The organism is Micromonospora sp. DT81.3, assembly GCF_049847225.1.
Taxonomy (GTDB): domain Bacteria; phylum Actinomycetota; class Actinomycetes; order Actinomycetales; family Microbacteriaceae; genus Microbacterium.
Map to the genome: position 1 here is coordinate 236,073 of NZ_JBNCNY010000001.1, position 25,752 is coordinate 261,824.

The 25,752-nt window shown below is 68.3% G+C and carries 23 protein-coding genes; 6 read left to right on the top strand and 17 right to left on the bottom strand.

From position 1 onward, the window contains the following. The 7 genes from ACPW96_RS01145 to ACPW96_RS01175 are packed head-to-tail and all read right to left on the bottom strand — an operon-like array spanning nucleotide 1 to nucleotide 9,428. Nucleotides 1-306, bottom strand: coding sequence for a hypothetical protein (locus ACPW96_RS01145; RefSeq protein WP_425822481.1), 306 nt, complete (start codon nucleotides 304-306; stop codon nucleotides 1-3). After that, complete coding sequence (locus tag ACPW96_RS01150; RefSeq protein ID WP_425881706.1) at nucleotides 303-962, bottom strand: hypothetical protein; 660 nt, start codon at nucleotides 960-962, stop codon at nucleotides 303-305. The genes ACPW96_RS01145 and ACPW96_RS01150 overlap by 4 nt, the downstream gene beginning before the upstream one ends. A gap of 13 nt (nucleotides 963-975) precedes the next feature. Continuing rightward, nucleotides 976-1,542: a hypothetical protein gene (locus ACPW96_RS01155; RefSeq protein ID WP_425881707.1), complete on the bottom strand. Its 567-nt coding sequence runs from the start codon at nucleotides 1,540-1,542 to the stop codon at nucleotides 976-978. Next, a complete protein-coding gene (locus tag ACPW96_RS01160; protein ID WP_425881708.1) occupies nucleotides 1,539-5,945 on the bottom strand; it encodes an eCIS core domain-containing protein in 4,407 nt (1,468 codons plus the stop codon). Before ACPW96_RS01160 ends, ACPW96_RS01155 begins: the two co-directional genes overlap by 4 nt. Beyond that, on the bottom strand, nucleotides 5,942-6,208 hold the full coding sequence (locus ACPW96_RS01165) for a hypothetical protein (protein WP_425822473.1): 267 nt from the start codon (nucleotides 6,206-6,208) through the stop codon (nucleotides 5,942-5,944). Before ACPW96_RS01165 ends, ACPW96_RS01160 begins: the two co-directional genes overlap by 4 nt. Continuing rightward, entirely contained in the window at nucleotides 6,199-8,154 is a 1,956-nt protein-coding gene (locus ACPW96_RS01170; protein WP_425881709.1) for an ATP-binding protein, read from the bottom strand. The genes ACPW96_RS01165 and ACPW96_RS01170 overlap by 10 nt, the downstream gene beginning before the upstream one ends. Beyond that, entirely contained in the window at nucleotides 8,151-9,428 is a 1,278-nt protein-coding gene (locus ACPW96_RS01175; RefSeq protein WP_425822469.1) for a DUF4255 domain-containing protein, read from the bottom strand. The genes ACPW96_RS01170 and ACPW96_RS01175 overlap by 4 nt, the downstream gene beginning before the upstream one ends. A 246-nt stretch (nucleotides 9,429-9,674) precedes the next feature. Between ACPW96_RS01175 and ACPW96_RS01180 the strand changes: the two genes are divergently transcribed. Then, a complete protein-coding gene (locus tag ACPW96_RS01180; RefSeq protein ID WP_425881710.1) occupies nucleotides 9,675-10,187 on the top strand; it encodes a hypothetical protein in 513 nt (170 codons plus the stop codon). Here the strand turns inward: ACPW96_RS01180 and ACPW96_RS01185 are convergent, their stop codons facing one another. The 9 genes from ACPW96_RS01185 to ACPW96_RS01225 form a co-directional block, all read right to left on the bottom strand. Further along, nucleotides 10,188-10,925, bottom strand: a complete 738-nt coding sequence (locus tag ACPW96_RS01185) for a hypothetical protein (RefSeq protein WP_425822465.1) — start codon at nucleotides 10,923-10,925, stop codon at nucleotides 10,188-10,190. Beyond that, nucleotides 10,925-11,449: a phage tail protein gene (locus tag ACPW96_RS01190; RefSeq protein ID WP_425822463.1), complete on the bottom strand. Its 525-nt coding sequence runs from the start codon at nucleotides 11,447-11,449 to the stop codon at nucleotides 10,925-10,927. The genes ACPW96_RS01185 and ACPW96_RS01190 overlap by 1 nt, the downstream gene beginning before the upstream one ends. 2 nt (nucleotides 11,450-11,451) lie before the next feature. Continuing rightward, nucleotides 11,452-12,987, bottom strand: a complete 1,536-nt coding sequence (locus ACPW96_RS01195) for a phage tail sheath family protein (RefSeq protein WP_425881711.1) — start codon at nucleotides 12,985-12,987, stop codon at nucleotides 11,452-11,454. A gap of 22 nt (nucleotides 12,988-13,009) precedes the next feature. Beyond that, nucleotides 13,010-13,396 carry a hypothetical protein gene (locus tag ACPW96_RS01200; RefSeq protein WP_425881712.1) on the bottom strand — a complete coding sequence of 129 codons (387 nt, stop codon included), beginning with the start codon at nucleotides 13,394-13,396 and terminating at the stop codon, nucleotides 13,010-13,012. Nucleotides 13,397-13,617: 221 nt separating this feature from the next. Beyond that, nucleotides 13,618-14,715, bottom strand: a complete 1,098-nt coding sequence (locus tag ACPW96_RS01205; protein WP_425881713.1) for an endo-1,4-beta-xylanase — start codon at nucleotides 14,713-14,715, stop codon at nucleotides 13,618-13,620. A 250-nt stretch (nucleotides 14,716-14,965) separates the two neighbouring features. Then, nucleotides 14,966-16,090 carry a right-handed parallel beta-helix repeat-containing protein gene (locus ACPW96_RS01210; protein WP_425881714.1) on the bottom strand — a complete coding sequence of 375 codons (1,125 nt, stop codon included), beginning with the start codon at nucleotides 16,088-16,090 and terminating at the stop codon, nucleotides 14,966-14,968. A gap of 149 nt (nucleotides 16,091-16,239) precedes the next feature. Beyond that, nucleotides 16,240-17,439, bottom strand: coding sequence for a right-handed parallel beta-helix repeat-containing protein (locus ACPW96_RS01215; protein ID WP_425881715.1), 1,200 nt, complete (start codon nucleotides 17,437-17,439; stop codon nucleotides 16,240-16,242). Nucleotides 17,440-17,509: 70 nt separating this feature from the next. Further along, on the bottom strand, nucleotides 17,510-18,730 hold the full coding sequence (locus tag ACPW96_RS01220; protein WP_425881716.1) for a right-handed parallel beta-helix repeat-containing protein: 1,221 nt from the start codon (nucleotides 18,728-18,730) through the stop codon (nucleotides 17,510-17,512). Between the two features lie 128 nt (nucleotides 18,731-18,858). Beyond that, entirely contained in the window at nucleotides 18,859-19,740 is an 882-nt protein-coding gene (locus ACPW96_RS01225; protein ID WP_425881717.1) for a sigma-70 family RNA polymerase sigma factor, read from the bottom strand. A 77-nt stretch (nucleotides 19,741-19,817) separates the two neighbouring features. Here ACPW96_RS01225 and ACPW96_RS01230 point away from each other — a divergent pair, with 77 nt between their 5' ends. The 4 genes from ACPW96_RS01230 to ACPW96_RS01245 all read left to right on the top strand — a co-directional run bounded on the left by ACPW96_RS01230 (nucleotide 19,818) and on the right by ACPW96_RS01245 (nucleotide 23,425). Beyond that, nucleotides 19,818-20,657, top strand: coding sequence for an SDR family oxidoreductase (locus ACPW96_RS01230; protein ID WP_425881718.1), 840 nt, complete (start codon nucleotides 19,818-19,820; stop codon nucleotides 20,655-20,657). Between the two features lie 6 nt (nucleotides 20,658-20,663). Continuing rightward, nucleotides 20,664-21,647, top strand: coding sequence for a hypothetical protein (locus tag ACPW96_RS01235; RefSeq protein WP_425881719.1), 984 nt, complete (start codon nucleotides 20,664-20,666; stop codon nucleotides 21,645-21,647). A 98-nt stretch (nucleotides 21,648-21,745) separates the two neighbouring features. After that, nucleotides 21,746-22,939 carry a hypothetical protein gene (locus ACPW96_RS01240; RefSeq protein ID WP_425881720.1) on the top strand — a complete coding sequence of 398 codons (1,194 nt, stop codon included), beginning with the start codon at nucleotides 21,746-21,748 and terminating at the stop codon, nucleotides 22,937-22,939. A 126-nt stretch (nucleotides 22,940-23,065) separates the two neighbouring features. Then, the gene (locus ACPW96_RS01245) at nucleotides 23,066-23,425 is read left to right on the top strand and encodes a hypothetical protein (protein ID WP_425881721.1); all 360 of its coding nucleotides are present in this window, start codon (nucleotides 23,066-23,068) and stop codon (nucleotides 23,423-23,425) included. A gap of 153 nt (nucleotides 23,426-23,578) precedes the next feature. Here the strand turns inward: ACPW96_RS01245 and ACPW96_RS01250 are convergent, their stop codons facing one another. Beyond that, a complete protein-coding gene (locus tag ACPW96_RS01250; RefSeq protein ID WP_425881722.1) occupies nucleotides 23,579-24,688 on the bottom strand; it encodes a LacI family DNA-binding transcriptional regulator in 1,110 nt (369 codons plus the stop codon). A 97-nt stretch (nucleotides 24,689-24,785) separates the two neighbouring features. Here ACPW96_RS01250 and ACPW96_RS01255 point away from each other — a divergent pair, with 97 nt between their 5' ends. After that, nucleotides 24,786-25,721: a dihydrodipicolinate synthase family protein gene (locus tag ACPW96_RS01255; RefSeq protein ID WP_425822437.1), complete on the top strand. Its 936-nt coding sequence runs from the start codon at nucleotides 24,786-24,788 to the stop codon at nucleotides 25,719-25,721. The last annotated feature ends 31 nt before the right edge of the window (nucleotides 25,722-25,752 follow it).

The following is a 25,752-nucleotide window of genomic DNA, read 5'->3' on the forward strand; positions in this document are numbered from 1 at the left end:
TCAGCCTCTCGCCATCGAGATCCGGACGAGGCGCCCGACGATCTCGAGTTCTGACGGTTCGAGCACCGTGTTCGCGTCGCACAGCATCCAGAAGCGCTCCGGATCCCCGGCGTAGCGGGCCGTGATCAGGTCGAGCCGTTCTCCCTCGGCGGTGCGGTGTTCGGCGAGCACCGGCTGGTCGCCGTAGTCGGGGATGATGCGGCGCCGCGAATACGCGATCGTGCGGGACTCGCCATTCGAATCGAGTACCGTCAGTTCGGCGACTTCGACGCCGTAGTAGCGACTGTTCGGATCGTAGGCGGTCACGAGGGTCCTCCCACTCCGGCCGCGGAACGGATGGCGGCCGCGGCGCCCTCGGCCGTGTTGACGGTGCCCAGCACCTCGCGGGCGATGTGCGCCGCGAGAGAGAGGGCTCCGGCCGCGCTGAGCATGCCGGTGTCGTAGTAGCTGACGGTGCGGAGCCCGAGGTCGACCTTGGCCCGGATCGGATTCAGGGAAGGGTCGAACGACTCCTCCGTGATCGAGAAGTCGGTCACGCGCACGGGGATGATGCGCCGGGTGCCCCAGACCAGCAGGGTGAGAGGCGCCGCCATGGGCAGGATCTCGACGACGCCCACCCGCGCGAGCACCTCGTTGGCGATGACCGCGACAGAGCTCGGATACAGTAGCAGTTCGAGGGCGGCGAGGGCCGGGGCGATACCGAGCGTCTCGGCGATCGGATCGCCGACCTCCAGCCTGTCGGTCGCGTCGATCTCGATCGTCAGCTTGATCGTCTCCTCGGGCGGGCCGCTGAGGCGCAGCGGCCCCGAACCTGCCTCGCCCCCGGTTGTGCGGGCCTGCAGCGTGCGGGTCATGGTCTCGGGGTTGTACTGGAAGATGATCACGCTCGAGGTCGGTCGCAGCGGGTCAACCGCCACGAGGGCTCCCTTGAACACGGGGGGTGAGATCGGGCTCGTCGTCATCGCCGCTCCTCGCTCATGCGCACGGCTCCAGCCGGCAGGGGATGGTGTCGTCGTACCGGATCGCGGTCCCCGTGCTCGGGTCGGCGAGCGAGGCGGAGACATCCAGCGTCCCGCTCTTCGTTGACCCCATCCAGAGGGTCTCGCCGAAAGTGGTGCGCAAGGGGATGCCGGGGCCCTCGTACGTCGGTCGCGGATCGGACTCGGTGCGGGTCGCCGTCGGTGCGGTGCCGTGCTCGGGCGTGAACGCGAGGGACACGGACACCCGCGGGGGGATGAACGGGGTGGGACGCGGCACGCCGTCGGCATCCACGTGGAACCAGAACCGGAGCGGATAGCGCGCCGGCGTCTCGCAGAAGGAGTCGATGCGCCCTGCGGCGCCGAATCGGTCGATGACTCTGGCGGATGCCGAGCCCATCGTGCCCCTGGGAACGCCCTTGCTGCTCGTCACCCCGATGCTGATCAGGTCGAGCGGTATCCAGTTGATGCCCGATGCCTGCTGCGCTCCGCCGCCCGCCGGGATCGCGGTCCGCGCCGCCGGTGCGCGCCGCGCATTCGCTGCTTCTGCCTCTTGCGTCATCATGCGTGCCATAGCACGTCCACATCCATGTGCGTCGGCACCGGTCCGCCGGTGTGGATCGGAAACCTCGTACGCGAATCGTTCGGTTCCTGCAGCACTTCGACCGACGCCACGACCTCCGTCGGATGGAAGAAATACGCGGTCCGCCGACGGAGGTTGCCTGGCAGCGCGGCCATCGTCTTTGCATCGAGGCCGGCAACGGGTGCGGCGGCGGCGAGCAGGACCGTGTCCGACGGTCCCTTCGACGTCGCACCCGCGGCGAGGGCGAAGAGGCGCGCGCCCGCGTTGGACCCCGGCGCCGTGACCGCATGCGATTCGAGGTCCTGCTGGAGATCAGCGTCCGAGTGATAGCTCCTCACCCAGACGTCGTAGCTGAAGATGTATTGGGGATTGTCGGGCGGGAATTGCTCCGGATTCGCCGCGGTGAAGCGCAGTGCGGTCCTCAGGCTCTCCTCGACCGCCTGGATGCCCACTCGCTTCGTGTTCGCGGCTTTCGACATCGGAACCAGATTCTCCGGCGACCCCGGGCCGCCGAGTGACTTGGCCACGAGGTGTCCGCGATCGTACCCGGGCAGCAGTCGCACTCCCGGAACCGGATCTTGAGCGCCACCCCCCTTATCCAGCGAGGTGATGCTGAGCGGATTGACGCTGAACGAGAGGCGTCTTCCGTACGAGTCGGCGCCGCCGGCCTTCGGCCCGTGTCCGGGATGCAGCACCGCAGATGTGACGGTCTTGAGGCCGAGGCCCTCCACGAGTATCCGCAACTCGGTGAATCCGTCGCGGACGATCTTCCGTTCGGCGCTCGCAGCCTTTGCGAGCGCCTTCTTGTCAGAGCCGGGCGGGGCCTTCGCCGCCGTCAGGTCGGAGACGAGGGTTGCGGCGCGCGTACTGATGACGGTGAGCTTGTCGGTCAGCACCGTCGCTTCCACGTCGCCCACGAACTGCGGGCTGCCCGGCTTCACATAGGCGTTGGTCACCGTCTTCCGCAGAGTCGCGATTCGTGCGACGAGCGGTCCGAATGTCCCGCTCGCCATGTCAGCGGTGGCCTCGTCTCCCACGATGACGGAGCGGAGTGTGTGGTCCTCGCCGGCGATCGAGAAGGGCTCCGAGATGGTCTCGCTCTCTGGGAGCACGCTCGGCTCGCTCGGGATCGACTCTTCGCCGGTGGTCCCTCCGCCCGTCGCGCCGGCGGGCTTCGCCCCCGCCGCGCCGCCCCCGGTGAACACCGCCGCGACCCGCTGCAGCAGAGCATCGATGCCCTTGTCGACCATGGCGCGCACCTGTTCGACGATCTCCTGCACCTTCTCGCCCACGTTCCCCAGCCCGATGACACGGGCAAGAAGGTCGATCGCGAGCGGCAGGAGTCGCGCCAACACCCCTTCGACCCCCGCCTTGGCGTTGTCGAGCACGCCGCGGGCGATGTCGCCGATCGCCGTCGTCACGGTCTGGACGACCTCCATCATGCGAGCGAGCTGATCGCGCAGGAAGGTGTAGATGTTCCACGCCGTCAGGACGAGCTGGACGATTGCCCCCACCGGGCTGAACAGGCTCGCGAGTTTCGTGATGGCGGCGAGGATGATGCGGTCGCGGATGAAGGTCTTGATGCCGTCGAAGACGAGGTCGAGCACCGACGAGACGGAGTCCATGATCTTCGTCCAGAGTCCGCCCCACCCTTCCGTGACGAGCGTCTCGATGAAACCGAACACGACCTCCAGCCGCTCGACGTTCTGCTCCCCGATGAGCTTGCGCGCCTTGGCTTTGAGCGCGTCCCACGTGAGACCCAGGATCTGCCGCGCGAGGTCGAGCACCCCGAGCAGGTCGAACGATTGGGGCAGCACGATCCCAACGGGGCCGAGCGCCCCGGTGAGCCAGCCGATGACCCCGGTCTGCAGGTGCGTCACGATGTTGTCGGCGAAGTTCTGTATGCCGCCGGTCACCGCGGCCACGACGTTGGCGAGGAATCCGGCCGGATCGTCGACGATCATCTGGAAGGTCTCCTGGGCGCGACCGACGAAGGCGTAGAACTCCTCCGGGTCGATGCCGACCAGCCTGAGCACGGCTTCCAGAACGCGCAGCGCGAGCGCGCCCCAGTCCCCGGTGATCGCGGCGGACGCGACACTGAGCGCCAGTGTGATCGCCGCCTGGTATGCGTCGATGATCGCCATGAGCCCCGCGCGGAGACCCTCCACGAGCGCGTTGACGCCCGCCTTCAGCGCGTCCGCGACGGAGTCGACCGCATTCTGCGCTGCGGTGACCGCCGTATCGATCGCCGAGTTGAGTGCGGCGGCCAGCTCGGGGAAGACCTCGCCCAGCAGGCCCGTGATCACGGACTTGAGAAGTTCGCCATATGCCGCGATCGCATCCTTGATGAAAGTCGCGGCCGCGTCGATCGCCGCGAGGGCCGCCGCCTTGACGGCGTCGAGGATGTCGTTGACGGCGCTGCGGACCGCGTCGAAGACCGCTCCGATCGCGTCGACGAGCGCGTTGAAGGCATCCTTGACGAAGCTGACCGCCTGGTCCCACCAGCTCTCGTCCTCCGCTGCCCGTTCCGCCTCCTCCTTCGTCGCCGCCGCCTGCCGTTCACCCTCCGCCACCTGGTCGCCGATGTCGTGCTCTGCGGTGGCGTACGCCGAGTCGATGATCTGCTGTTCGTCGTCCACCTTGGTCTGGATCGCGGACTCGTCGATCAGTCGCCTCTCGCCGGCCTCGGCCTCGACCCGTTCCACCTCGCTCTGCTGCGCGTCGACGGTGTCCTGCCGGGCCGTCTGGATATCGGTGCGCGCGGCCGCGACGGCCGAGATCTGCGAGCCGTCTGCCTCCTCGTTCAGCTCTGCGACTCCCGCTTCGGCCTCCAAGACCGCCGACTCCTTGGCCGTGTCCCTGTCGGCGGTCGCCTGCTCGGATTGCGCGACGGTCGCGGCCATCGACTGCTCCATCGCCGCGTGCTGCTGTTCATCGAAGGCGACTTGCACCTCGACCGGCAACTCCATTGCGACGTATGCTGCGGGGCCCTCTGGCGTCGCGGCCGCCGCGACGTCGGGAACGGGCAGTTCGCCGACCGCAAACGGCTCATCGACAGAAGTGGGCTGCACCTGTTCGGGTCCGGGGCCCGCGAGAACCGCCTGCGTCGCCTCCTCTCGTGCGGCCGCGGCCTGGGCGCGACCGGCGCTTTCCGTCTCCGCCACGCGGGCAGGATCGGTCTCGCCGCCGAGCGGAATCCCCGGCGGCGGCCCGGCCGACCGGGGCACGGCGGGATCGATCGTCTGCACGGCATCCAGCGAGTCGCCGATCTGCGCCGCGAGCGCCTGCGGATCGGCCTCGGTCACCGGGACGAGCGATCGGGTCACGTCCTGCTCGGCCTCGAACGTGCCCGGCACTTCGACGTCGGGAATCTCCGGCTCGGGTGCCGGTGCCGGTGCGGTGAGCGCAAGGTCGATGGAGGACACCGGCGGGGCCGCCACCGGTTCGGCGATCGCCGGCGGGTCGGCGCCGCTGAGCGACGCGTGCAGGTCGGGAACGTCCGACTGCCACTGCGCGCCCTCCGTGGCGGATACCGCGGCGACGTCCGAGCCGAGCGTGGCAGCGCGGCGCGCCTTGACAGTCGGCGGCGCGGCGGCGTACGCCTCGAGGAGCGCTGCGGCGTCACCGGCGCCGGACAGCGCGCTCTCCGCCTCTGCGATCGCGGCCTCCTGTGCGGCTACCTGCTCCGCGTTGACCGTCAGCTCCGGTGCGGGCGGCAGCTCCAGGCCGCCGGCGGGCGCCTCACCCGGAGTGGAGGTCGTCTCCGTCGGCGCCGGGCCGACGGCGGAAGACGGCTCGACCGCCTCTGCGGTCGGGGATTGCGGAGCGGGCGCGGATGCTTCGGGGCGCAGGGATGGGGTCGCCGACGGCAGCCCGAGAGTGGGGGCGGCACCGTCTCGGTGCGTGGGCACCCGCAGAAGAGCAAGCGTGTCCCGCCCGATCCCCTCGCTGATCGAGACACGATCGCCGGGCAGCTGCGGCCTGCCGACAGCGACCGCGGCGTCGGACGCCTCTCGCTCCGCCGGCGACCCTTCCGGCTCGACGGTCGGGCTGCTTCCCGCACTCCGCGTCTGGAGGGCGTGCGCGACTTCGTGGGCCACCACCGGTAGCGGAGCGGATGCGCTCGCCAGGAAGATCTGCTCGTCGCGTGCGGCCGACACTGCCCTCAGTTCGGACAGCGCAGCGCTCACCGTCGGACCCGCGTACACGGCGATCGTGTCGAGCGGTCGGCCGAAGCGCTCCTCCAGAGTCTCGCGATGGGGAAGCGCGATGCGCTCACCCGGCGGTGCGGCGATCCGGTCGTGGCCGGGCGGCGTCTTCACCCGCGCCGTCACGGGCCGCCGACGCGTGCGCTCGGGTGCGGCTGCGGACGTGAGGGCGCTCACGACGCCATTCCTTCATAAAGCTGCGCGGCGAGAGCCTGCGACAGCGCCTCGGTGCCGCCTCGGCCGTCCCAGTCCAGGGTGGCGGTGAGATCGCCGAGGGGTGTGCCGGACGTCCAGGATGCGGGGAGTCCGCGATCCGCGACGAGTCGTGCGAGATCACGGGGCAGGGAATGCTGCAGGATCTCGCCGTCGACGAAGCCGAAGCCCTCGATGGAGATGTCCTGGATCGCGATCTCGATCATGGTCGGAGAGGTCAGATCCATCCGCGCACCTGCGCCTCCGGCAACGGCCGCTCGAGCTTCGCGAACTCGGATTTCGCTGCGAGCAGAAGGTGATCCATGCGGATCGGGCTGCCATCCGCCGCCGCGTGGAAAGCCGCATTGAGGGCAATCGTGCGGATGTTTCCGCCTGCGACGTGAAGCTGGGCCAGGCGGTCGACATCCAGTTCGCCGATCGGCGCCCGCGCGGGGAATGCGCGGCGCCAGATGTCGGCACGGCCCGTCGTGTCGGGAAAGGGGAATTGGACGGCGAAGCGCAGCCGACGGAGGAACGCGGGATCGAGTGCGCTCCGCTGGTTCGTCGTAAGGATGGCCAGTCCGTCGTACGCCTCCATCCGCTGCAGCAGGTAGCTCACCTCGAGATTCGCGTACCGGTCGTGGCTGTCCTTCACCTCGCTTCGACGGCCGAACAGGGCATCCGCTTCATCGAAGAGCAGGACCGCGCCTGCACCCTCTGCTTCATCGAACACCGTTCCGAGGTTCTTCTCCGTCTCGCCGATGTACTTGCTCACCACGCGGCTGAGATCGATGCGGTAGAGGTCGAGCCCGAGCTCGGTCGTGATGACGCCCGCGGCCATGCTCTTGCCGGTGCCGCTGGGTCCGTAGAAGAGCACGGAGATGCCTTGGGCAGGTCCCCCGCCGGCGCTGAACCCCCATTCCCGATGCACCGTCGACCGCCAGCGTGCCTGAGCCGCGATCTCGTACAGGGTCGACTTCTGCTGCTGTGGGAGCACCAGCTGGTCCCAGTTCGCGGACCACATGACCCGTTCGGCCAGGTGTTCGAGTCGGGGCCGCGCCCGTCCGCGCGCCAGCTCCCAGAACCCGGACGCGGGGGCCAGAGGGTCGTCCTCGTCCCCCGCCAGGTCGGCGAGCGCGGCGAACTCGGAGGCGGTCGCACGGATCGCGGACGGGTCGAGGTCGAAGAGTTCCGCGGCCCGGCGCGTCTCACCGTCCAGTCCGGCGGCCATGGGGCCCAGCGCCGCCGTCCAGAGCGCCAGGCGTTCTTCCGACGTGGTGGGCGGCACCGTCATCCGCACGTCGTCGCGTCCCAGTTCGAGAGGTTCGCGAGCGATCAGCAGCACAGGCCCCGCGACCTCCTCCACGAGCCGCACCGCCACGGCCAGCCCTTCGCGATCGGCGCCGATCGCCTCCACCACCGGCAGGAGGCCGGCGAGCACCGCTTCGCGTTCGATGCGGCGTGCGAGGTCCTGCCGCTCGGTGGGTGCTGTGGGGATGTCGTCCGCCCTGAGCAGTCCGGGGGTGAGCCCGAGCTCCGCGGCTGCCGCCGCGGCGATCGCCTTGCCGGTGGCGCGATGGCGGGTCAGCACCTGCACGAGAGGCGGACCGGCCTCCGATGCGGCGGCCACGCATGCCGCGATGCTCTTCGCAACCGCCGTGTGGCTGCCGGCCAGCTCATCGTGCGATGACGTCGGGTGCAGTCCCGAAGACACGTCCACGTAGTGCACCCCTGCGAGGTAGAGCAGGACCCGTTCGCTGATGTGCAGGGGACTCTCGGTCAGGACCGGACCCGGCTCCACCTCGACGAGCCGCCACCGTCGCAGCGGGGACTCGGGCGTGAGCGCGCTCCAGTGGGGTTCCGGCAGCTTGGCGAGCGCCAGGCCGAAGGTCGGCGCGGCACGGCGCTGGGCGCCGCCATCGTCCGCCTGGGGCGCCGCGAGCGCGATCCGCACATGCTCGTCGAGCTCGACTCCCGCGCACACCACCAGCACATCGGTCTCGAACGGCGACAGGCGGAACGCCTCCGCGAGAGCCGCGAGAGCGGTAGGTCGCTGAGCGCCCTCGGCGATGGATGCGAGCTCCCGATCGGCCTCCACGACGGCGGCGCCCGGGTCCACGGAAAGCAGTGCCGCCACCCGGCGCATCGCCGTCGAGGTGTAGCGCTGATTCGCCTGCGCCCAGGTGACGGTCATGGGACGCTCACCCGTGGTGCCGAATACTCGCCGAGCGTGGGGCCCGGTGCCGTCTCGACATCCAATTCGCTCTCCGCGCCCGACACGACGATGCGCACGAGATAGTCCCCCGTCGCGACGCCGAAGAAGGCGATGCTCAGATCGTTCGTGACCTCCGGCGCCGACGGACCGTCTCGACGCTCACCGGCGAAGGAGTGCGAGCCACCGCCGCCGACGGCGTTGAGCAGGAGCGACACCTCCTGACGACTGCCCACGGCCGGGTCCACGGTGACGTCGAAGATTCCCGCGTGGATTCCGACCGGGTCCTCGACGGCGTCCCGCACCGAGATGTCGTGGCCGGGGCCCAGCGGCCGGATCCGCGGATGCACGACGATCGGCGCGACGTTCGACTGGCCCGCCGGACGCAGCTCGGGCGGTTCTCCCATCAGGCGCTGGTGTTCGACGACGACCCCGACGGCACCGGCCCGCACATCCGGCGGCACGGTGACTTCGATGCGCGTGCCGGTGGCGAGGGTCGGACCCACCGAAGCCTCGCCGAAGCGCACGATCGTGCCTTCCTCGCCACGCAGGTCGCCTCCGTCGATCCGGATCAGCGTGCCCGGGAGGATCGGCAGCTCCGCTCCTTCCGCGGCGACCACGGATCGTATCGAGGGTCTCAGCATGGTGGACGCGAACAGCCGCCGTTCGCGCACCGGCAGCGACCTGACGGGGGTCTCCGGTGGGGTCAGCAGGATGACCTCGGCCTGGAATGCGACCGAGAGCCGGTACTCGACCTGGAAGAACGAGGACCACAGGTTGGACAGCTCATCGATGCTGAGGTTCAGGGGCGTGAAGCGCACGAGACCGTCCTGCTCCGCCAGGTCGACCAGTGCGAGCGGCCCGCCGGATTCGGCCAGCACCATCCGCTCGATCTCCCCCCGTGTGAGAAGCGGGTGAAAGTGCAGGGTGCCGACGCAGATTCCGAGGAGGCGGTGCGGTTCGTAATCCGTCTCGCTTCCGAGGAAGGTGAGCAGGTAGTTCAGCGTGAGCGCGGCTTGCGGTCGCTGCGTCAGCGAGGCGTCGGCGCCCCGGGTCGGCAGGTCGTCATTGCGGCGCGCCGCCATCGGCTCGACGCGGTAGAGGAACACCCGCACCTCTGGGTCGGGCTCGAGAGCACCGGCGACGTCGGGGCGCCCGCCGGAGACATGGGCGCCGTTGAAGTCCCGATTCACCGCTTCGTCGAGAAGCTGAACAAGCGTGGCGGTGGCGCCGGCGACCGCGAGGTGGTTGCTCATCGTCGGCGCCTCCCCCCGGCGCGTTCGAGATAGGCGTCGAGGGTAAGAGTGGGTGCCGCCGGCGGTGTCCTCAGGGGCGGGGATGGACGCGCGGCCGTCGGAGGAGTCGCCACCGGCGCGGCTTTGACGTCGATCCGTCCGATGGACACACGCACGATGGTCTGTGGAGGACCGGGGGTGGCCACCACCGGTGCGGGCACGGCGAGAGGCGCTGACGGTCTCATACGTGATGATGGCGTGGTCGGGATGCCTGGATCATCGCGGGGCCTCACCTCTTCGGGAACCGGCGACGCCGCGGCGCGCTTCGGGCCGGTTCCGGATGGTGCGGCCCAGGGTTCCGGCGCATGGGTCGCCTGGACGGGTGGCGAGGAGGGTGCGGCTGCGGAACGGCGAACGAGCGTTGTGGAGGCCTCGTCCGGCACGGTCGGCCGCGCCCAGGAGCTCGGCGGCAGCTCCGGGGCCTCGCCGAAATCGGGACCCGCGAGCGGCACCCCGGACGCGGCCGGTCGGACCTGCCCCTTCGGCGGTGCGGGCCGCTCATCCGCCGGGGAGGACGCGGGCGGTGCGGAAGGGACCGTTCGATCGGCCAGCGGATCGCGCAACGGCGGTGACGTCATCCCAGCGTCCACGCTGACGTCGTCCTCGAGGTGCGCGTCTGCCGGCGGCGGTTCCACCGGAATCGACTCGAGCACGGTGCGCGACGGCGGGCGGGCCGTGGTGGCTTCACCCCTCGCCCTGGCGACGATGCGGTCGAAGTAGTCAGGCACCGAGCACCCATCCGAGGTAGGCCTGCCGGCGACGTGAAGAAAGCGCGAGTATCTCTCGCTCCGTCCATCCGTACGCGGCGGCGAGGAGATGAACCTCCCACAGCACACGCCGGCTCCAGGACCGCAGCTCCTCCCAGACGAACTGCGCCGGGTCGAGCACCGTGTCCCAGGAGCCCTCGCAGGCGGCGCACGTGACGGTGAGCGATATCTCGGCGAGCGGGTCTTCCTCGGCCAGACGGCGGCCGATCTCCCCGAGGACGTCGGGGGGGAGCGCCTTCGCAGGAATCTCAGTCGCGGCCCGGGACGCGTGAATGACCGTGGCCTCGAGGAGCAGCTCTTTCGCTACGGCGGGATCGCTTGCGCGGGCAACGTCATTCAGATCTGCACCGCGGGGCGGACGGCAGAGCACCTCGTAATCGCCCACGCGCACCTTGATGACATCCCCGGCGCGAGCGGGGTCGGTCCTCGGCCACATAGCCGAGTCGATTTCGATGCTCGCGGCCTCGTTGCAGTGCGGACAGCGGTCCTGTGCCTCGATCGTCGGTCCGAACATCCGCTGTCGGAGATCCAGGATCAGTCCGTCGCGCACCCCGAGCGCAAGGGCGCCAGGATCGACCTCCTGGGCGGCGGCACGGGAGAGCAGGGCGGCGCGTTCCGGGACGGACTGCGCCTCCCCGAACTCCAGCATCTCGAGCAGCTCCGCGTCGCTCGCGAGCCGCGACGCGGTCATCACGCGCTCGGTTCGGTGAACTTCGGCTCTGTGGGCTCGACGACGTCGTAGTCGCGTTCCCATCCCTCGTTCGCCAGTTTGAGCGTCGCGATCAGAACCGCCTCGGCGTTAGCGTCGACTTCTCCGATCTGGTACTCCGTCACCCAGCATCGGAAGATCTTGTAGGCGATCACCAGCTGACCCGCCTCGTTGTACAACTCGAGCACGATGTCCTTGCGGAAGTCCTCCAGCGACACCTCGGACCCGAGGCCGGATCCGAGGTTCCAGACCTTGTTCGCCCACCGCTCGAATTCGCGGTCGTGCGTCACTCCGCGTTCGAGGGTGATGTCGTCGAATTCCGTGCGGCCGGCCGACTTGCGGCTGGAACCCGGGTCGCCGCCCTCGCGATGGCTCACGATCGCCGTGGTGCGTTTGAGCGCGCTCACTTTGCTCACGCCCAGGACGTACCTGCCGTCCCACCGCACCCTGAACTTGAAGTTCTTGTATGGGTCGAATCGTTGCGCGTTCACTGTGAATTGGGCCATGATCACACCGTCGGTCGGATCTGCTGGATGCTGAGGAGGACGAACTCGGCGGGCTTCAGCGGGGCGAAGCCGACGATGATGTTCACGATTCCGCGATCGATGTCCTCCTGAGGGTTGGACTCACGATCGCACTTGACGAAGTAGGCCTGTGCGGGCGTGGTCCCCTGGAAGGCGCCGCGACGGAACAGCCCGTTCATGAACGCGCCGACGTTGAGCCGGATCTGCGACCACAGCCCCTCGTCGTTCGGTTCGAACACGACCCACTGGGTTCCGCGGAACAGACTCTCCTCGATGAACAGGGCCGTGCGACGCACGGGAAGGTACGCCCACTGGTCCGCCAGCTGGTCCGCTCCGCGAGTGGTCCTCGCGCCCCAGACCACGCGGCCCGCGATGGGCCTGGTGCGAAGGCAGTTCACGCCGATCGGATTGAGCTGGCCCTGCTCGCCATCGGTCAGCCTCACGGTGAGTTCCGGAACCCCGTTCAGCGTCGCATCCTGGCCAGCGGGAGCCTTCCACACCCCGCGCTGCGCATCGATGCGGGCGATGACTCCGGCGACCGCACCGCTCGGGGCGAACGTCTCGAGGCGATTCTCTTTCAGGGGGTCGGGGACCCGGATGCGTGGAAAATAGATCGCCGAGTTCGGCGATCGGGTGATGAGTGCGTCGACACCGGCGATGACGGCATCCGGCCCGACCCACGTCGCCGGTTCCCACGCGGGATCGGGATCCACGAGCAGCATCGCCCGCCGCGTCAGGCAGTAGGCCGCTGCAGCGTCCCAGGTGTCGATCTCGGGGCTGATCCCGGGCGCGAAAGGCGGGATGCACAGGAGATTGAAGAGATCCGTATTCTCGAGTGCGTAGATACCGTGGCGCGGCGTGGCCAGATTCGAGTCCGAAACCTGCCCGGCATTGATCGGGAGACCGTCGTCCCCATCCTCGAACGGGATGGGCACTCCCAAGGTCAGCTGCGGCCGCCCCGACGGCAGGGTCTCGACCCTGCTCAGCTGGGACTGGGCGAGCAGGACGTCGGTGACGAAGCGCGCGTCGCCCGCCGTAAGTGTCAGGTTCAGGAACCGCTCCTCGGCGACGACCTGGAGGGGATTGGAGGGCGACACCTCCTGGATCGTCAGGTGGAAGGCGTCACCGGCGTCGGGATGCGTGATCGTCGCCCTGAGCTGATTCCCCCAGATTCCAGGATTCGCCGCCGTCAGCGTCATCGGCGTGCCGCCATCGGCAGGGACGTCGGCCCTCGCCAGGTCGTCGGCGCCGCTGAGACTGTGCACACGAACGATCACGGCATCCGAGCCGCCATTGACGAAGAAGTGCGTCACCGAGTAGCCCATCGGCGCCTCGCTCCAGAGCTCGCCGAAGCGGCGACCGAACTCGCCGAGACCCTGCACGCGGATCGGCGTATCCGTCGGGCCGCGTCGCGCGCGTCCGACGAAGGCGGTGATGGATGTCGGAACGCCGGGGATGACGCGCACGCCGGAGTCGAGCTCCTGCACGTACACGCCCGGATATGACACGGTGATGGCCATGGAGCTGCCTTCCGATGATGCTCTAGGGGGCGGGATCCCGACCGACGAGGATGTCGACCGTGACGTCGTCCGCGGTGGTGTTGTCGAACCGGAGAACCTGCGGAGCGATGGCGAGGAGCTCCACGGCGCCGCTGCCGATCAGGATCAGCGGCCCGAGGAGCACGAAAGCGGTGGCACCGGCATCCGCGCTGAATGTGATCCCGGCGTCGTAGGCGCTGGCACCGATGACGAGCACGTGCACCTTTCCGGCGGCAGTCGCCGGCTGCACCTGCACATCGACGCCCGCGGCTCCCGCCGCGAGCAGGACACTGGCTTTGTCGTACGCGCCGACGTCCACAGCATCCGAGCCGGCCACACGCGGACCCTCGGCGACCCCGACGGAGAACGACCAGTTGATGGTTTCCGGCACAGCAAACACCTTCCTGAGGGCACGCCGATTGGGCCTGGAAGAGCGGCGATCCGACCCGAACGGGACCGCCTGACGCTATTCGGCATCATTAAACCGCAGACGCGTGGTCCGCATAACCCCCACCAGTCAAACCGCGCCCGACACGCCGATCACACCCGGAACCGGCGTCCGGAACGCCGCGGTGTGACGTCCCGACATCGCTTGGGTCGGGCGCCTCGCTGCTACGCGCCGACGATGACGGTCGACACGGTCCGACCCGGCGAGAGCTCTACTTCCTCCGTGCCGTACGGCGTGGAGATCCGGTAGCTTCCGGCGAAGCCGTGCACCGTGACGCCGCCCGCGGCATCCGTCCTGAGCTGTGTGCGCGGGTACCACCACTCGTCGCGGATGAGGGCGCGCAGCGCGTCGTAGGCGGGCTTGCGCGTGCCGTCGCGCCGGAGCAGCCCCGCGGGAGCGCCGAGCCACGCCCCGTGATCGGTGATGCCCCAGTACGTGAGGGACTCGACCGCCGGGTGGGCGACGACGTTGCGGTAGTGGCGCACGATCTCGTCCGCCTGTCGCACCTCGCCCTCCGGGGTGGACGGCCACGACTCGACCACGTAGTCGTTGAGGTCGACGATCTCCCGGGGCATGAGCTCCCCCGACAGCAGGGTCGTCTCCGTCAGCTGGAGCGGCAGACCGAACCGCGAGAAGCGTTCGAGCACGTTCCAGACGCGCTCTTCGCCACGGTATCCCTGATGCATGTGCGTCTGCAGACCGAGCGCATCGATCCGGATGCCGGCGGCAAGGCATTCCTCGATGAGTCGTTCGTAGTCCTCGGACAGATCGAAGTCGTTGAGCACCAGACGAGAACCGGGGTTCGCCGCGCGTGCCTCCTCGAAGGCCAGCTGGATCATCGCGATTCGGCCTTTGCGCTGGGCAAGCCGCGTGACCGCGTTCTCCTCGGCCGTGAACACGGGAAGGATGACGGCCTCGTTGATCGCATCCCACTGGTCCACCGCACCCGTGAATGCAGTGACCTCCCGCCGTATGCGGTTGCGGATGACCGCCTCGACCTCCGCGTCGTCGAGCCCGAGCAGCCACTCAGGGGCGAGGGTGTGCCAGAGAAGCGGATGGCCCTTCACCGTCACGTCGTGAGCCTTGAACCACTCCGCCGTCCGCAGCAGACGCGTCGTCTCGGGCTGCCCCCGCACCGGTTCGAAACCCCGCCAGTAGAACGGCAGCGTGACCGTGTTGAAGAGCGTCAGCCACGCATCCGCCAGGGCTTCCGGCTGCGGTGGCGCGTCTCCCGCCGAAGATCTCGGAGGCGCGGCCGTCACCCGAACGGGGCGGTCCGCCGAGCCAGTCCACGAAGTCGAATCCGATGTTCCCGAACCCGAATGCGTGACGCGTCTGCTCCACCGTCACGGACGACCGCTCCAGCGGGCTGCCGGACGCGTCGACGAGCAGAAGCTGTGCATCCGCAAGGCGGTGAGTGAGCTCAGGCATGACAAGAAACCTCCCACACCCCAGTCTTGTCGCCGGCGGATGAAGAGGCACCGGTCACAGAGCCGAAAAGCGTGATTCCCGTCACCTTCGGGTGCAGACAACCCCTACGCATTGACCGAGGACGTTCTTGAAGGCGACGTTTCCGCCGAGGTCGATGGCCCCGGGAGCATCGATCCCGTATCCGCCGTTCCTCGTCGCGATATTGCCGCCGACTTCTACGCCGGCGATTCGGGCCGATATACCCGACCCCGAGTTGTTCGTCAGAACGTTGCCGACGGCCCGCGAGCCTTCAGCGGTCAGCGGCGGATCGCCGGGGAACGGCTCCGACCTGGTGAATTCGACGCCGACCTCGCCGTGCTTGAAGGTGTTGCCCTCGACGATCATGGGGACGTTTCCGCGCAGCGCGATTCCGGTTCGCAGGAAGGTGTTGCCCTTGATGATCGATACACCGTCCGACCCGATGGGCGAGCTGATGTCGCCGAGAACACCATTCGGCATGTCCGAGAATCTGTTCCCTGTCAGGGTCACACCACCCCAGTAGCCGCTGATGGGTTGAGCGAAGTTCTTGACCACGCTGTTGCTGATGGTGATTCCGGTCTCGCTCACGGAGCCGGGCCGCCCCGCGCCCTTGCCGTCCAGCTTGGAGGAGTCGATGAGCACCTGGCCCAATGCAGTTGTGCTGAAAGGGCTCTGCACGAGGGTCGAGTTCGTGATCGTCGCGCCGGCGTAGAACAGATCGATGGGAGAACGCGTCAGCCTCGACTCGGAGATTTCAAGGTTGCCGTCGAGTTGGCCCGAGATGCCGGAGTCCACGGCGGTCACGCGCGTCATCTGCAACGCAGCGCCACCGGAAAGGAGGTGGATGAGAGGCGCCTTCTGGAGCTTTACGTCGGCGACGACATGCGGCGGGCGCATCGGACTCGCCTCCGCGAAGCGGAGTCCGGTCGCCCAATTCTCGATGGTGCCGTTGCGAACCGTGTTCCCACCGTCGGAGAGAAAATCCGTCTGCACGCCGACGCCGGAGCCCGACCCGATCAGGCTGTGGCCGCCCAGGTCCAACGTGACGTTCGTGCCGAGAATGAGTCCATCACCGGAAGGACAGTACAAGTCTGCGGTAAGGGTCACATCTGTCGTGACCGTGCTGCCGCACGTCACTCCCGGCTCCGCCGCCTGCGCGCCTCCCGCTACGAAGACAGAGAACAGCATCGCCGTCGGGAGGACGAAGGAAATGATCGCTCTTCGACTCGCCCTTGGCTGGCGGTGGGCATCTCGGGGCGCAGTGGCATTCGGCGTCGTCAGAGTCATCGTCGTCCCCTTGCGATTCACGTGGCTGAGAGCACGACCGAGCGACGCGCTCACTTGCGGCCGCAGACGACGCCGACGCACTGACCGAGGTCGTTGTTGAAGGCGACGTTCCCACCGAGGTCGACGGCGCCGGGAGCGTAGATCCCGTATCCGCCGTTGTTCTTCGCGGTATTGCCGCCCACCTCGAGGCCGGGGAGTTCGGTCGTGATCCCCGATCCCGTGTGGTTCATGATGACGTTGCCCACGGCCCGCGACCCCTCAGCGGTGTGCGGCGGATCCCCAGGGAACGGCTCAGCCCTGGTGAACTCGACCGCGACCTCGCCGTGCTTGAAGGTGTTGTTCTCCACGATCATCGGGACGTTTCCGCGGAGCGCGACTCCGGTCCGGAGAAAGGTGTTGTCCGTGATGGTCGACACAGCCTCGGACGCGAAGTAACTGACGTCGCCCAGAACACCATTGGGCATGTCGGAGAACTTGTTGCCCGTGAGCGTCACACCACCCCAGAAGCCCCCAATGGGCTCCGCGAAATTCTTGACGGCGCTGTTGGTGATGGTGATTCCCGTCTCGCTCATTGATCCGGGAGAGCCCGCGCCTTTCCCGTCCAGCGTGGAGGAGTCGATGATCACTTGGCCGCGCGCTGTCGTGCTGACATGACTCTGCACGAGGGTCGACTTCACGATCGTCGCGCTGGCGTAGAACAAATTCACGGGAGAACGCGTGAATCTCGACTCCGAGATCGCGAGGTCGCCGCCGAGTTGGCCGTAAACGGTCGAATCGTCAGCGGTGACCCGCGTCATCTGCAGCGCCGTGCCGTTCGTCGGGCCGTGGATGAGCAGCGCGTTGCGGAGGACCACGTCGATGACGACATACGGTGTGCGGGTCGGGCTTTCCTCCTGGAGTTGGACCCCGGTCGCCCAGTTCTCGATCGTCCCGTTGCGAATGGTGTTTCCGCCTTCGGAAGGAAAGCTCGTCTGCACTCCGACGCCGGAGCCGGATCCGATCAGGCTGTGGCCACCCAGATCCAACGTCACGTTCGAGCCGAGGATGAGTCCATCCCCGGATGGGCAGAAGAGGTCTGCGGTGAGGGTCACATCCGTTGTGATGGTGCTGCCGCACGTGGCCACCGGCTCCGCTGCCTGCGCGCTCCCCTCGAGCGCGACTGAGAGCAGCAGTGCGACCGGGAGCCCGCATGCGGCGATCGCCCGACGGCTCGGTTTTTGTGAGTCACCGATCGTCGGGTGCGCGGTCATGTCGGCCGTCCTGGTCATCGTGGTCCCAGCGCGTTGCGAGGCGCATCGAGCATGAGGGGTGGCGCCGCATTCACTTGCGGGCGCAGACGACGCCGACGCATTGACCGAGCGCATTGCCGGATGCGACGTTCCCACCGAGGTCGACGGCTCCGGGAGCATAGATCCCGTATCCGCCGTTGTTCTTAGCGGTGTTGCCGCCCACCTCGAGACCCGGGAGTTCGGTCAGAATCCCCGATCCCGTGTTGTTCACCAGAACGTTGCCGACGGCCCGAGATCGATCGGCGGTCTGCGGCGGATTGCCGGGCAGCGGGTCCGACATCGTGAACTCGACGCCTACCTCGCCCTGCCTGAACGTGTTGTTCTCGACCACCATGGGGACGTTCCCGCGTAGGGCCACACCGCTGCGGACGAAGGTGTTGCCTGTAATGCCCGAAACTCCATCCGACTCGATGCCTGAGGTGATGCTGCCCAGTACGCCGTTCGGCATGTCCGAGAATTTGTTGCCGGTGAGGGTCACCCCGCCCCAGAAGCCGCTGATGGGCTGAGCGTAATTCTTGACGACGCTGTCAGTGATGGTGATGACGGTTTCGCTGACGTAGCCCAACGCTGCTGTCCCTTTGCCGTCCAGCTTGGACGAGTCGATGCTCAATTCACCCCCCGCCGTCGTGCTGACGAAGGTCTCGACGAGCTTCGAATTCGTGATCGTTGCGGAGGCGAAGAACACCTCGACCGGCGAACGCGTCAATGAGGAATCGGATATGGCAAGGTCACCGCCGAGCTCGCCACGGATCGGCGAATCCACGGCAGTGACTCGCGTCAGCTGCAAGGTCGTGCCATTGGTGAAGTAGTTGCCGACCGGGGCATTGATGAGGACCAGGTCGGTGGCGACGTAGGGGATGGGGTTCGGCTCGATACCCATGAGCCGGATCCCGATCGCCCAATTCTCGATCGTGCCGTTGCGAATGGTGTTCCCACCCTCGAACGGGAATTCCGAGGACACCCCCACTCCCGAGTCCGACCCGATGAGGCTGTGGCCGCCCAGATCCAGCGTGACGTTCGAGCCGAGGATGAGTCCATCGCCGGACGGACAATACAGGTCCGCCGTGAGGGTCACGTCGGTCGTGACGGTGCTGCCGCACGTCACCCCCGGCTCTGCTGCTCGCGCGCTCCCCCCGAGCGCGACGGAGAGCAGCAGCGCTGCCGGGAGGACGTACGCCGCAGTCGCTATGCGACTCGCTTTACTCGGCTCACCGATCGATCGGCGCGCGGTCGTATCCAGCTTCAGAGTCATCGTCGTCCCCTTGCGGTGCGAGTCGCATAGTGCGTGATCGGGACACCATGCAGATATCGTCCCGAATCCCCAGTCGCGCGACTATGCCGCACATCATAGTCCTCGTGACCGCCGTGGCAAGGGGCAGTTCACTGGCCGCCGAGCACCCTTTCCACACCGAGGCCGGCGAGCCGTTCCGGATCTGCGAGCACGTGGAGCCCGATGATCCGGTCCTCGTCGACGTCGAACGCCATCAGCGACACGACACGGCCCGCGAGAACCGCGGCCACCCCAGGCAGGCCGCCGATGAGAACAGGGGTGGAGTGCGCGGCGAGGCGGGCCGCGAGAGCCGCCTGGGCGACGATGTCTCGTGCGCCCTCGATCGTGCGGGTTCCCGTGCCGTAGTCCGCCTGCAGCACGGCGCTGTCGTCGAGGAGCGCGAGCAGCGCCGCGAGGTCGCCTCCCTGTGCGGCGGACAGCCAGGCTTCCACCACCCGCCTCGACTGACGCGTCACGGGCTGTCGCGGGCGTGAAACCGGCGCGTCCCGCAGCCGGCGGCGGGCTCGGGATGCGAGCTGTCGGGCGGCCTCCGGACTCTTCTCGAGCACGGCCGCGACCTCGTCGAACGGCTGCCCGAACACGTCGTGCAGGACGAATGCGATCCGCTCCGAGGGCGCCAGCGTGTCGAGTACGACCATGAGAGCGACGTTGACGCGGTCGGCGTCGGCGACGACGTCTGCCGGATCGGAACCCGTCGCAACCGGCTCGTCGCGCCACGGTTCGACCTGCCAAGAGCGCTCGCGCGACCGGCGGGGAGCGCGCAGCATGTCGAGACTCACACGAGAGATCACCGTTGTCAGCCAGGCATCGATATTGCGGATGTCGTCTGTGTCCACTCGCTCGAGGCGCAGCCAGGTCTCCTGCACCGCATCGTCCGCGTCGGCATCCGATCCGAGGATCTGCCTGGCGATGGCACGCAGCCGCGGCCTCTCCTCCTCGAAACGCCTGGCGAGGATCCTCTCGTCGGTCATGTCACATCTCCTCGGTGTGGATCGTCACTGAGTCGACGAGCGCGCCGAGCGGTGTGTGACACGAAAGGACGAAGACCATGAACGAAACCATCCTCGTGACCGGCGGCACCGGTGTCATCGGTCGACGCGTGGTCCCGCTGCTGGGGGCGGCGGGACGCGAAGTTCGGGTGCTCAGCCGCCGCGGCGGAACCGACGCGCCTGGGGTGCACCACGTGGTCGGCGACACTCTTCGAGGAGAGGGGCTGGACGCCGCGTTCGGCGGCGCATCGACCGTGTTGCATCTCGCAGGCGCCGCGAAGGGGGATGACGTCGCCGCGCGGCATGTCATCGAGGCCGCCGAGCGCGCGGGTACCGGGCACCTCGTGCTCATCTCGGTGACCGGAGCCGGCGCCGTGCCGATCGGCTATGTGCGCATGAAGGCAGCGTCCGAGCGCATCGTGCACGAGTCGGCCGTGCCGTACACGATCATCCGGGTGGCACAGCTGCACAGCCTGCTGCTGCCGGTCGTGGCCAAGCTCGCGGTCATGCGTCTCGCGCCTGCGGACGTGCGCCTCGAGCCGATCGACGGCGACGCCGTCGCGGCCCGGTTGGCCGAGTTGACGCTGAATCCCCCTGCGGGAAGGGTGGCCGACCTCGCAGGCCCAGAGATCCTGAGCTTCGCCGACCTCGTCAAGCAGTACAACGCCACCCTCGGGCGGCACCGACGGGTGCTCGGGATGCCGCTGCCCGGAGCGCTCCGACGCGCATACCGCTCGGGAGCCAACCTGGCGGGCGATCCCGTTGATCGACGAGGCGGGACATGGCGAGATTTCCTCGCCGGAAGCGAAGTATGTACGAATCGGCATGCGTCCGATCCGGAGTCGGTCCTCGATCGCCCTAGCGGTCGTGGCCAGGTTGAGGGCAACCTGGGAGGGTGATCTGCGATGGATGAGGCCGTCGCCAGGCTGCTGAAGAGCGACGACCCCGCGGTGCGGTGGCGGGTTCGCACGCTCATCCTCGGTGAGCCGGCGGATGGGGCCGGTGTGCGTGCGCTCCAGGACGAAGTGCGCCGCTCGCCCCGGGCTCGAGCGATCCTGCGTTCCGCCGCGGGCCTGCATCCCTATGCGAAGTGGCGGGGTGCGCACTGGGCGCTGCTCGCGCTCGCAGCGATCGGCTACCCACCCGCGGACTCGGACGTATTCCCGTTGCGGGATGCGGTGCTCGACCACTGGCTGACCGCTCGGTACCTGCGCGACCGTGACGTTTCCCGTGTCACCAAGGCCACGGGTGAGGCCGCGGTGCCGCGGGTGGACGGCCGCTCGCGCCGATGCGCGTCGCAGCAGGGCGGAGCGCTCCTCGCGGTGGTGCGGCTCGGCGTGGACGACGGCCGTGCGGAGCTGCTTGCGGGACGGCTGCGCGACTGGCAGTGGCCCGATGGCGGCTGGAACTGCGATCGGCGACCGTCCACGACCATGTCGTCGGTGAACGAGACGCTGCTGCCGATGAGGGGGCTGCTCGCGTTCGCGGATGCGACCGGCGACCGACAGGCCCGTGAGACGGCGCTGTCGGCGGCCGAGGTCTTCCTGTGCCGCCGGGTGGCCTGGCGTCGTACGGCCCCCGCGCCGATTGCGCCGGACGTGATTAAGCTGCACTTTCCCGTCTATTGGCACTACGACGCGCTGGCGGGTTTGATCGGTCTGGCCGAGGCCGGCCTGCTGGGGGACCCGCGCTGCGAGGACGCGCTCGGGTACCTGGAGTCCCGCCGCCTACCGGACGGCGGATGGAGCGCCGATGCCCGCTATTGGCGCACGGCGGACCACGGCTCGAACACCGAGTCGGTGTCCTGGGGACCGACCTCGTCGAAAGCATCCAACGAGTGGGTCACCTGCGACGCCCTCACCGTCCTCACAGCGGCCGGCCGTGCCTGACCTCGCCTCGGTTCATCGAAGAGGGCGTCACGTCGTGCGCTCCTGACTCGCTTTCCTGCCTCCGATGCGAAAAGCTCGTGGCGTCGAGAGGAGGCGGCATGGCGGGCGAACTCCCGAAGCTGGTGGCCGACGAGATCCAGGCGCGGAGCGGCATCCTGCGGCTCGATCCCGCCTGGGTGGCGAGGGACTGGCTGCCGCCCGGACGCCGGCTCGGGCTGCCCGCGGAGGAGTACGACCTCGGCGAGCGCGGGTACGTCTGCGAGCGGTGGCTGGCCTCGACGACCAAGGCCGACAACGTCGTCGGACCGGACGACGAAGGGATCAGCTCCATCCGCACGACCGGAGGAGCGCGTATCAACCTGGCTGAGGCCGTCGCTGCGTGCGGCGATCTGATTCTCGGGTCGGACTACTCCACGACCCACGCCGGCCTCGGCCGTCTGGCCAAGATCTTCGACTACGCCGTGCGGATCCCGCTTCACATCCACCCGCCCCTGGAGTTCGCGCGCCGCGCCGGACGCAACTCGAAGGACGAGGCGTACTACTTCCCACCCGGTGTCGATATGGGACCGCACCCGGAGTCGTTCCTCGGAGTGCACCCCTCGCTTCACCGCGACCGGCTGTGGGGCGAGCTGGTGGACGCTGTCCGCGAGTGGAACGACGACCGTGTGCTTCGTCACTCGCCCGCCTACGTGCAGGTGCCGGAGGAGGGGTTCTTCATCCCCTCGGGGGTGCTGCACGCGCCAGGCACGGCGCTCACGATCGAGTTGCAGGAGGACTCCGACTCCATGGCGATGTTCCAGGCGCTCAACGCCGGCGCGATCATCAGCAAGCGGCTCCTGACCAAGGATGTCAGCGAGGCGGACCTGGCCGAGCACGGTGAGACGGCGCCCCTGCACTGGATCGACTGGGACGCGAACACCGACCCGTCCTTCTACGACAACCACCGCCTTGTTCCGCTGCCCTTGCGGGACGAACCGGCGGCGAGCGAGGTGTGGATCTTCTACGGGTCGCCGAAGTTCTGCGGCAAGCGGCTCACCCTCGAGCCCGGTGCGCGGTATGGGTCACGGGAGAACGGGGTCTTCAGTCTCTTCGTCTGGCGCGGCGTCGGCACGATCGGCGGAGTGGATGTCATCGGCGAGAGTCATGACCGGGACGAGCTGCTCGTCGTGCATGACCGCGCCGTCGACGAGCTCGAGTACGTCAACACCGGCACGGAGCCCCTCGTGGTACTCAAGATGTTCGGGCCCGACCTGTGTCCCGATGCGCCGTCCCTGCCGCGCCGGCGCTTCTGAGTCGGGCCGAACGGCCCCGTCGGTCAGGATGGTAGGTTTCAGGAACGCGATCGGGCGGTCGACATCCGGAACGTCGCTACACGGTGGCACAGCACCCGCAGACACCACCGACCACCAGGAGTCTTCATGTCCGACAGCGTCGCCCCCCGACCCGAGACGGACGGCTGGGCGAGCACGGATGGCACGGCGACACGCCGCATCCAGCTGACGCTGCACAAGCCGTGGTTCGCTCTCTACGCCCGCGTCAGGCCGACGCTCGTGATCCAGGGGCGGGGCCAGCCGGCCCAGTGGGGCGTCGGCACATGGCAGCTCCCGTCCGATCACACGGTGGTGGTCGGTGTCTTCCTCTTCAACCGGCTGTGGCGTTTCGGGCAGGCCGAATTCGCGCTCCAACCGGTGCACGCGCCGTCTCTCGTGTACCAGGCGCCGCCTCTGCCCTTCCTTCGCGGCCGGATTCGTCTCCGCACGGGCCCGCGCACCGGCTAGCGACTCGGCTCGCCGTGGCCTCTGGCTGATCGCCGCGACCGCACGTACACGATGATGCCGGGAGGGAGCGTCGTCGCGATGCCTGCCGACTTGCTCGACTCCGCTGGGATAGGGGCTGAGACCGACTCGCCTCGCCCAGAGTGACCCGGGGGGTCACCGCGGACGGGTCGAGGCGCGCGGGATGAGGGTCGGCAATGCCTTCCGCACCGCGCCGGCGCCGCCTCCTGTGTCGGATTGCAGCAGCTCGAACGCCGTCGTCGCGATCTGATCGAACGGCACTCTCACGGAGCTCAGGGGCACCGGCAACCTGCTCGCGAGAGGGATGTCGTTGTAGCCGACGACGGACACGTCGGCTCCGATCCGCAGTCCGGCGGTGTTCGCCGCCGCGAGCACGCCGAGTGCGATGTTGTCGTTCGCCGCGAACACCGCTGTGGGGGCGTCACCGGTCCGGAACAACGCATCTCCGGCGGCGACTCCATCGTCCACTCCGTATCCCCCTGCGATCACCCTGCCCGGAGGCGGTTCCCACCCCGCCTCGGTCGTCGCCCGGAGTGCGCCTGCCAGGCGGGCACGCGCGCTCGAGGTGAAGTCGGGCCCGGTGACGACGGCGATGTCGCGGTGTCCGAGATCCACAAGGTGGCGGACTGCGAGATAGCCGCCCATCTCGTCGTCACCCAGGGATGACGGGCTGACTCCGTCGCTGCGCAGGACGAGGACGTGCGGGATGCCGCGATCTCTCAGCGAAGCGGGGAGCAGGTCCCCGAGGCGGGCGGTCGCGAGGATGACCGCATCCACCCCGCGGTCGAGCAGCGTCTCGGTCGCGCGTCGCTCCTCGTCTGGTTCGTCACCGGAGGTGGCGACTACCGCAAAGTACCCGCGAGTGCGGGCGGCGCGCTCCAGTGCCTCGAACATCAGCGCCATGACCGTATCGGTGAGCCGAGGCACGAGCACGCCGATCGTTCCGGTCGCACCTCGGCGCAGACCCGACGCCGCGGCATTCCGGCGGTAGCCCAGTGCGTCGGCTGTCTGGCGCACGCGCTCGGCGGTCGATGACCGGGACTGGGGGATCCGATCGTCCAGGATCCGGCTGACGGTGGAGATGCTGACACCGGATGCCTCGGCCACCTCGCGCAGGGTCACCGCACGTCGCTCGATCCGCTCCGCCACGGCCACCCCCGATCGTTCTCTGGCCGAGTCTATTCCGGCCTGCAGCGCTCCCAAACGCTGCTCGAAGGGCTCGCGACCCGAAATCGAGGTTGACATGAGCACATGCTATCGGCATACTTGCAATCGTTCCTGCAAACGTTCCCGCAATCGTTCCTGATTCGGGACTCAACGAAGAGATGAAGAGGAGACAGAAATGACTCTCGACCTCCGCGGCCTCAACCCCGCCCCCGTGACGCCCTTCACCGAATCCGGCGATGTCGACTACGACGCGATCGAGCGACTCGGCTCCTGGCTCGGATCGATCGACGGGGTGAAGAGCCTCGTCGTCCTCGGCCACGCCGGCGAAGGCACGTTCCTCACCGACGAGGAACAGCTCGACGTCATCCGCGCCTTCGTCGCATCCACCGATGGTCGGGTGCCGGTCATCGCCGGCATCACCAAGGAGGGCAACAAGACGGCCGCGCTCGAAGCGAAGGCCGCCGTCGAGGCCGGCGCGACCGCCGGGCTCGTGTACCCATCCCACGGCTGGCTGCGATTCGGATACCAGAAGGGGGCGCCGCAGTCCCGGTATCAGGAGATCTACGACGAGTCGGGCCTTCCGTTGATCCTGTTCCAGTACCCGGACAACACCAAGGCCACGTACGACCTCGACACCCAGCTCGAGATCGCAGGGCAGCCAGGCGTCTTCGCCACCAAGAACGGCGTTCGCAACATGCGGCGCTGGTACACCGAGATCCCCGCCCTGCGTGCCGCGTACCCGGACCTTCAGATCCTCTCCTGCCACGACGAATACCTGCTTCCGACGATGTTCGACGTCGACGGACTGCTGGTGGGATACGGCAACATCGCTCCCGAGCCCCTGATCGAGCTCATCGCCGCCGGCAAGGCGAAGGACTACGAAGCCGCCCACGCGATTCACGAGCGGCTCCTGCCCGTGACCAAGAACGTGTACCACCGCGGGTCCCACATGGAGGGCACCGTCGCCCTCAAGTGGGGTCTCGTCAGCCGCGGCATCCTCGAACACGCAACCGTGCGCACGCCTCTGCTGCCGCTGCCCGACGGCGCGTCCGCCGAGATCGCCGCTGCGTTCGCGTCGGCCGGGCTCGGCAAGGTCACCGTCGACGCCTGACCGCACCACGGGTGGCGATCGCGCAACGCGG

Excerpts from the sequence above, each read along its gene's own strand:
- ACPW96_RS01150 (WP_425881706.1), bottom strand. The coding sequence starts at position 962 with ATGACGACGAGCCCGATCTCACCCCCCGTGTTCAAGGGAGCCCTCGTG.
- ACPW96_RS01155 (WP_425881707.1), bottom strand. The coding sequence starts at position 1,542 with ATGATGACGCAAGAGGCAGAAGCAGCGAATGCGCGGCGCGCACCGGCG.
- ACPW96_RS01165 (WP_425822473.1), bottom strand. The coding sequence starts at position 6,208 with ATGGATCTGACCTCTCCGACCATGATCGAGATCGCGATCCAGGACATC.
- ACPW96_RS01170 (WP_425881709.1), bottom strand. The coding sequence starts at position 8,154 with ATGACCGTCACCTGGGCGCAGGCGAATCAGCGCTACACCTCGACGGCG.
- ACPW96_RS01175 (WP_425822469.1), bottom strand. The coding sequence starts at position 9,428 with ATGAGCAACCACCTCGCGGTCGCCGGCGCCACCGCCACGCTTGTTCAG.
- ACPW96_RS01180 (WP_425881710.1), top strand. The coding sequence starts at position 9,675 with ATGCCTGGATCATCGCGGGGCCTCACCTCTTCGGGAACCGGCGACGCC.
- ACPW96_RS01185 (WP_425822465.1), bottom strand. The coding sequence starts at position 10,925 with ATGACCGCGTCGCGGCTCGCGAGCGACGCGGAGCTGCTCGAGATGCTG.
- ACPW96_RS01190 (WP_425822463.1), bottom strand. The coding sequence starts at position 11,449 with ATGGCCCAATTCACAGTGAACGCGCAACGATTCGACCCATACAAGAAC.
- ACPW96_RS01195 (WP_425881711.1), bottom strand. The coding sequence starts at position 12,987 with ATGGCCATCACCGTGTCATATCCGGGCGTGTACGTGCAGGAGCTCGAC.
- ACPW96_RS01210 (WP_425881714.1), bottom strand. The coding sequence starts at position 16,090 with ATGCTGTTCTCTGTCTTCGTAGCGGGAGGCGCGCAGGCGGCGGAGCCG.
- ACPW96_RS01215 (WP_425881715.1), bottom strand. The coding sequence starts at position 17,439 with ATGACCGCGCACCCGACGATCGGTGACTCACAAAAACCGAGCCGTCGG.
- ACPW96_RS01220 (WP_425881716.1), bottom strand. The coding sequence starts at position 18,730 with ATGACTCTGAAGCTGGATACGACCGCGCGCCGATCGATCGGTGAGCCG.
- ACPW96_RS01225 (WP_425881717.1), bottom strand. The coding sequence starts at position 19,740 with ATGACCGACGAGAGGATCCTCGCCAGGCGTTTCGAGGAGGAGAGGCCG.
- ACPW96_RS01230 (WP_425881718.1), top strand. The coding sequence starts at position 19,818 with ATGAACGAAACCATCCTCGTGACCGGCGGCACCGGTGTCATCGGTCGA.
- ACPW96_RS01235 (WP_425881719.1), top strand. The coding sequence starts at position 20,664 with ATGGATGAGGCCGTCGCCAGGCTGCTGAAGAGCGACGACCCCGCGGTG.
- ACPW96_RS01240 (WP_425881720.1), top strand. The coding sequence starts at position 21,746 with ATGGCGGGCGAACTCCCGAAGCTGGTGGCCGACGAGATCCAGGCGCGG.
- ACPW96_RS01245 (WP_425881721.1), top strand. The coding sequence starts at position 23,066 with ATGTCCGACAGCGTCGCCCCCCGACCCGAGACGGACGGCTGGGCGAGC.
- ACPW96_RS01250 (WP_425881722.1), bottom strand. The coding sequence starts at position 24,688 with ATGTCAACCTCGATTTCGGGTCGCGAGCCCTTCGAGCAGCGTTTGGGA.
- ACPW96_RS01255 (WP_425822437.1), top strand. The coding sequence starts at position 24,786 with ATGACTCTCGACCTCCGCGGCCTCAACCCCGCCCCCGTGACGCCCTTC.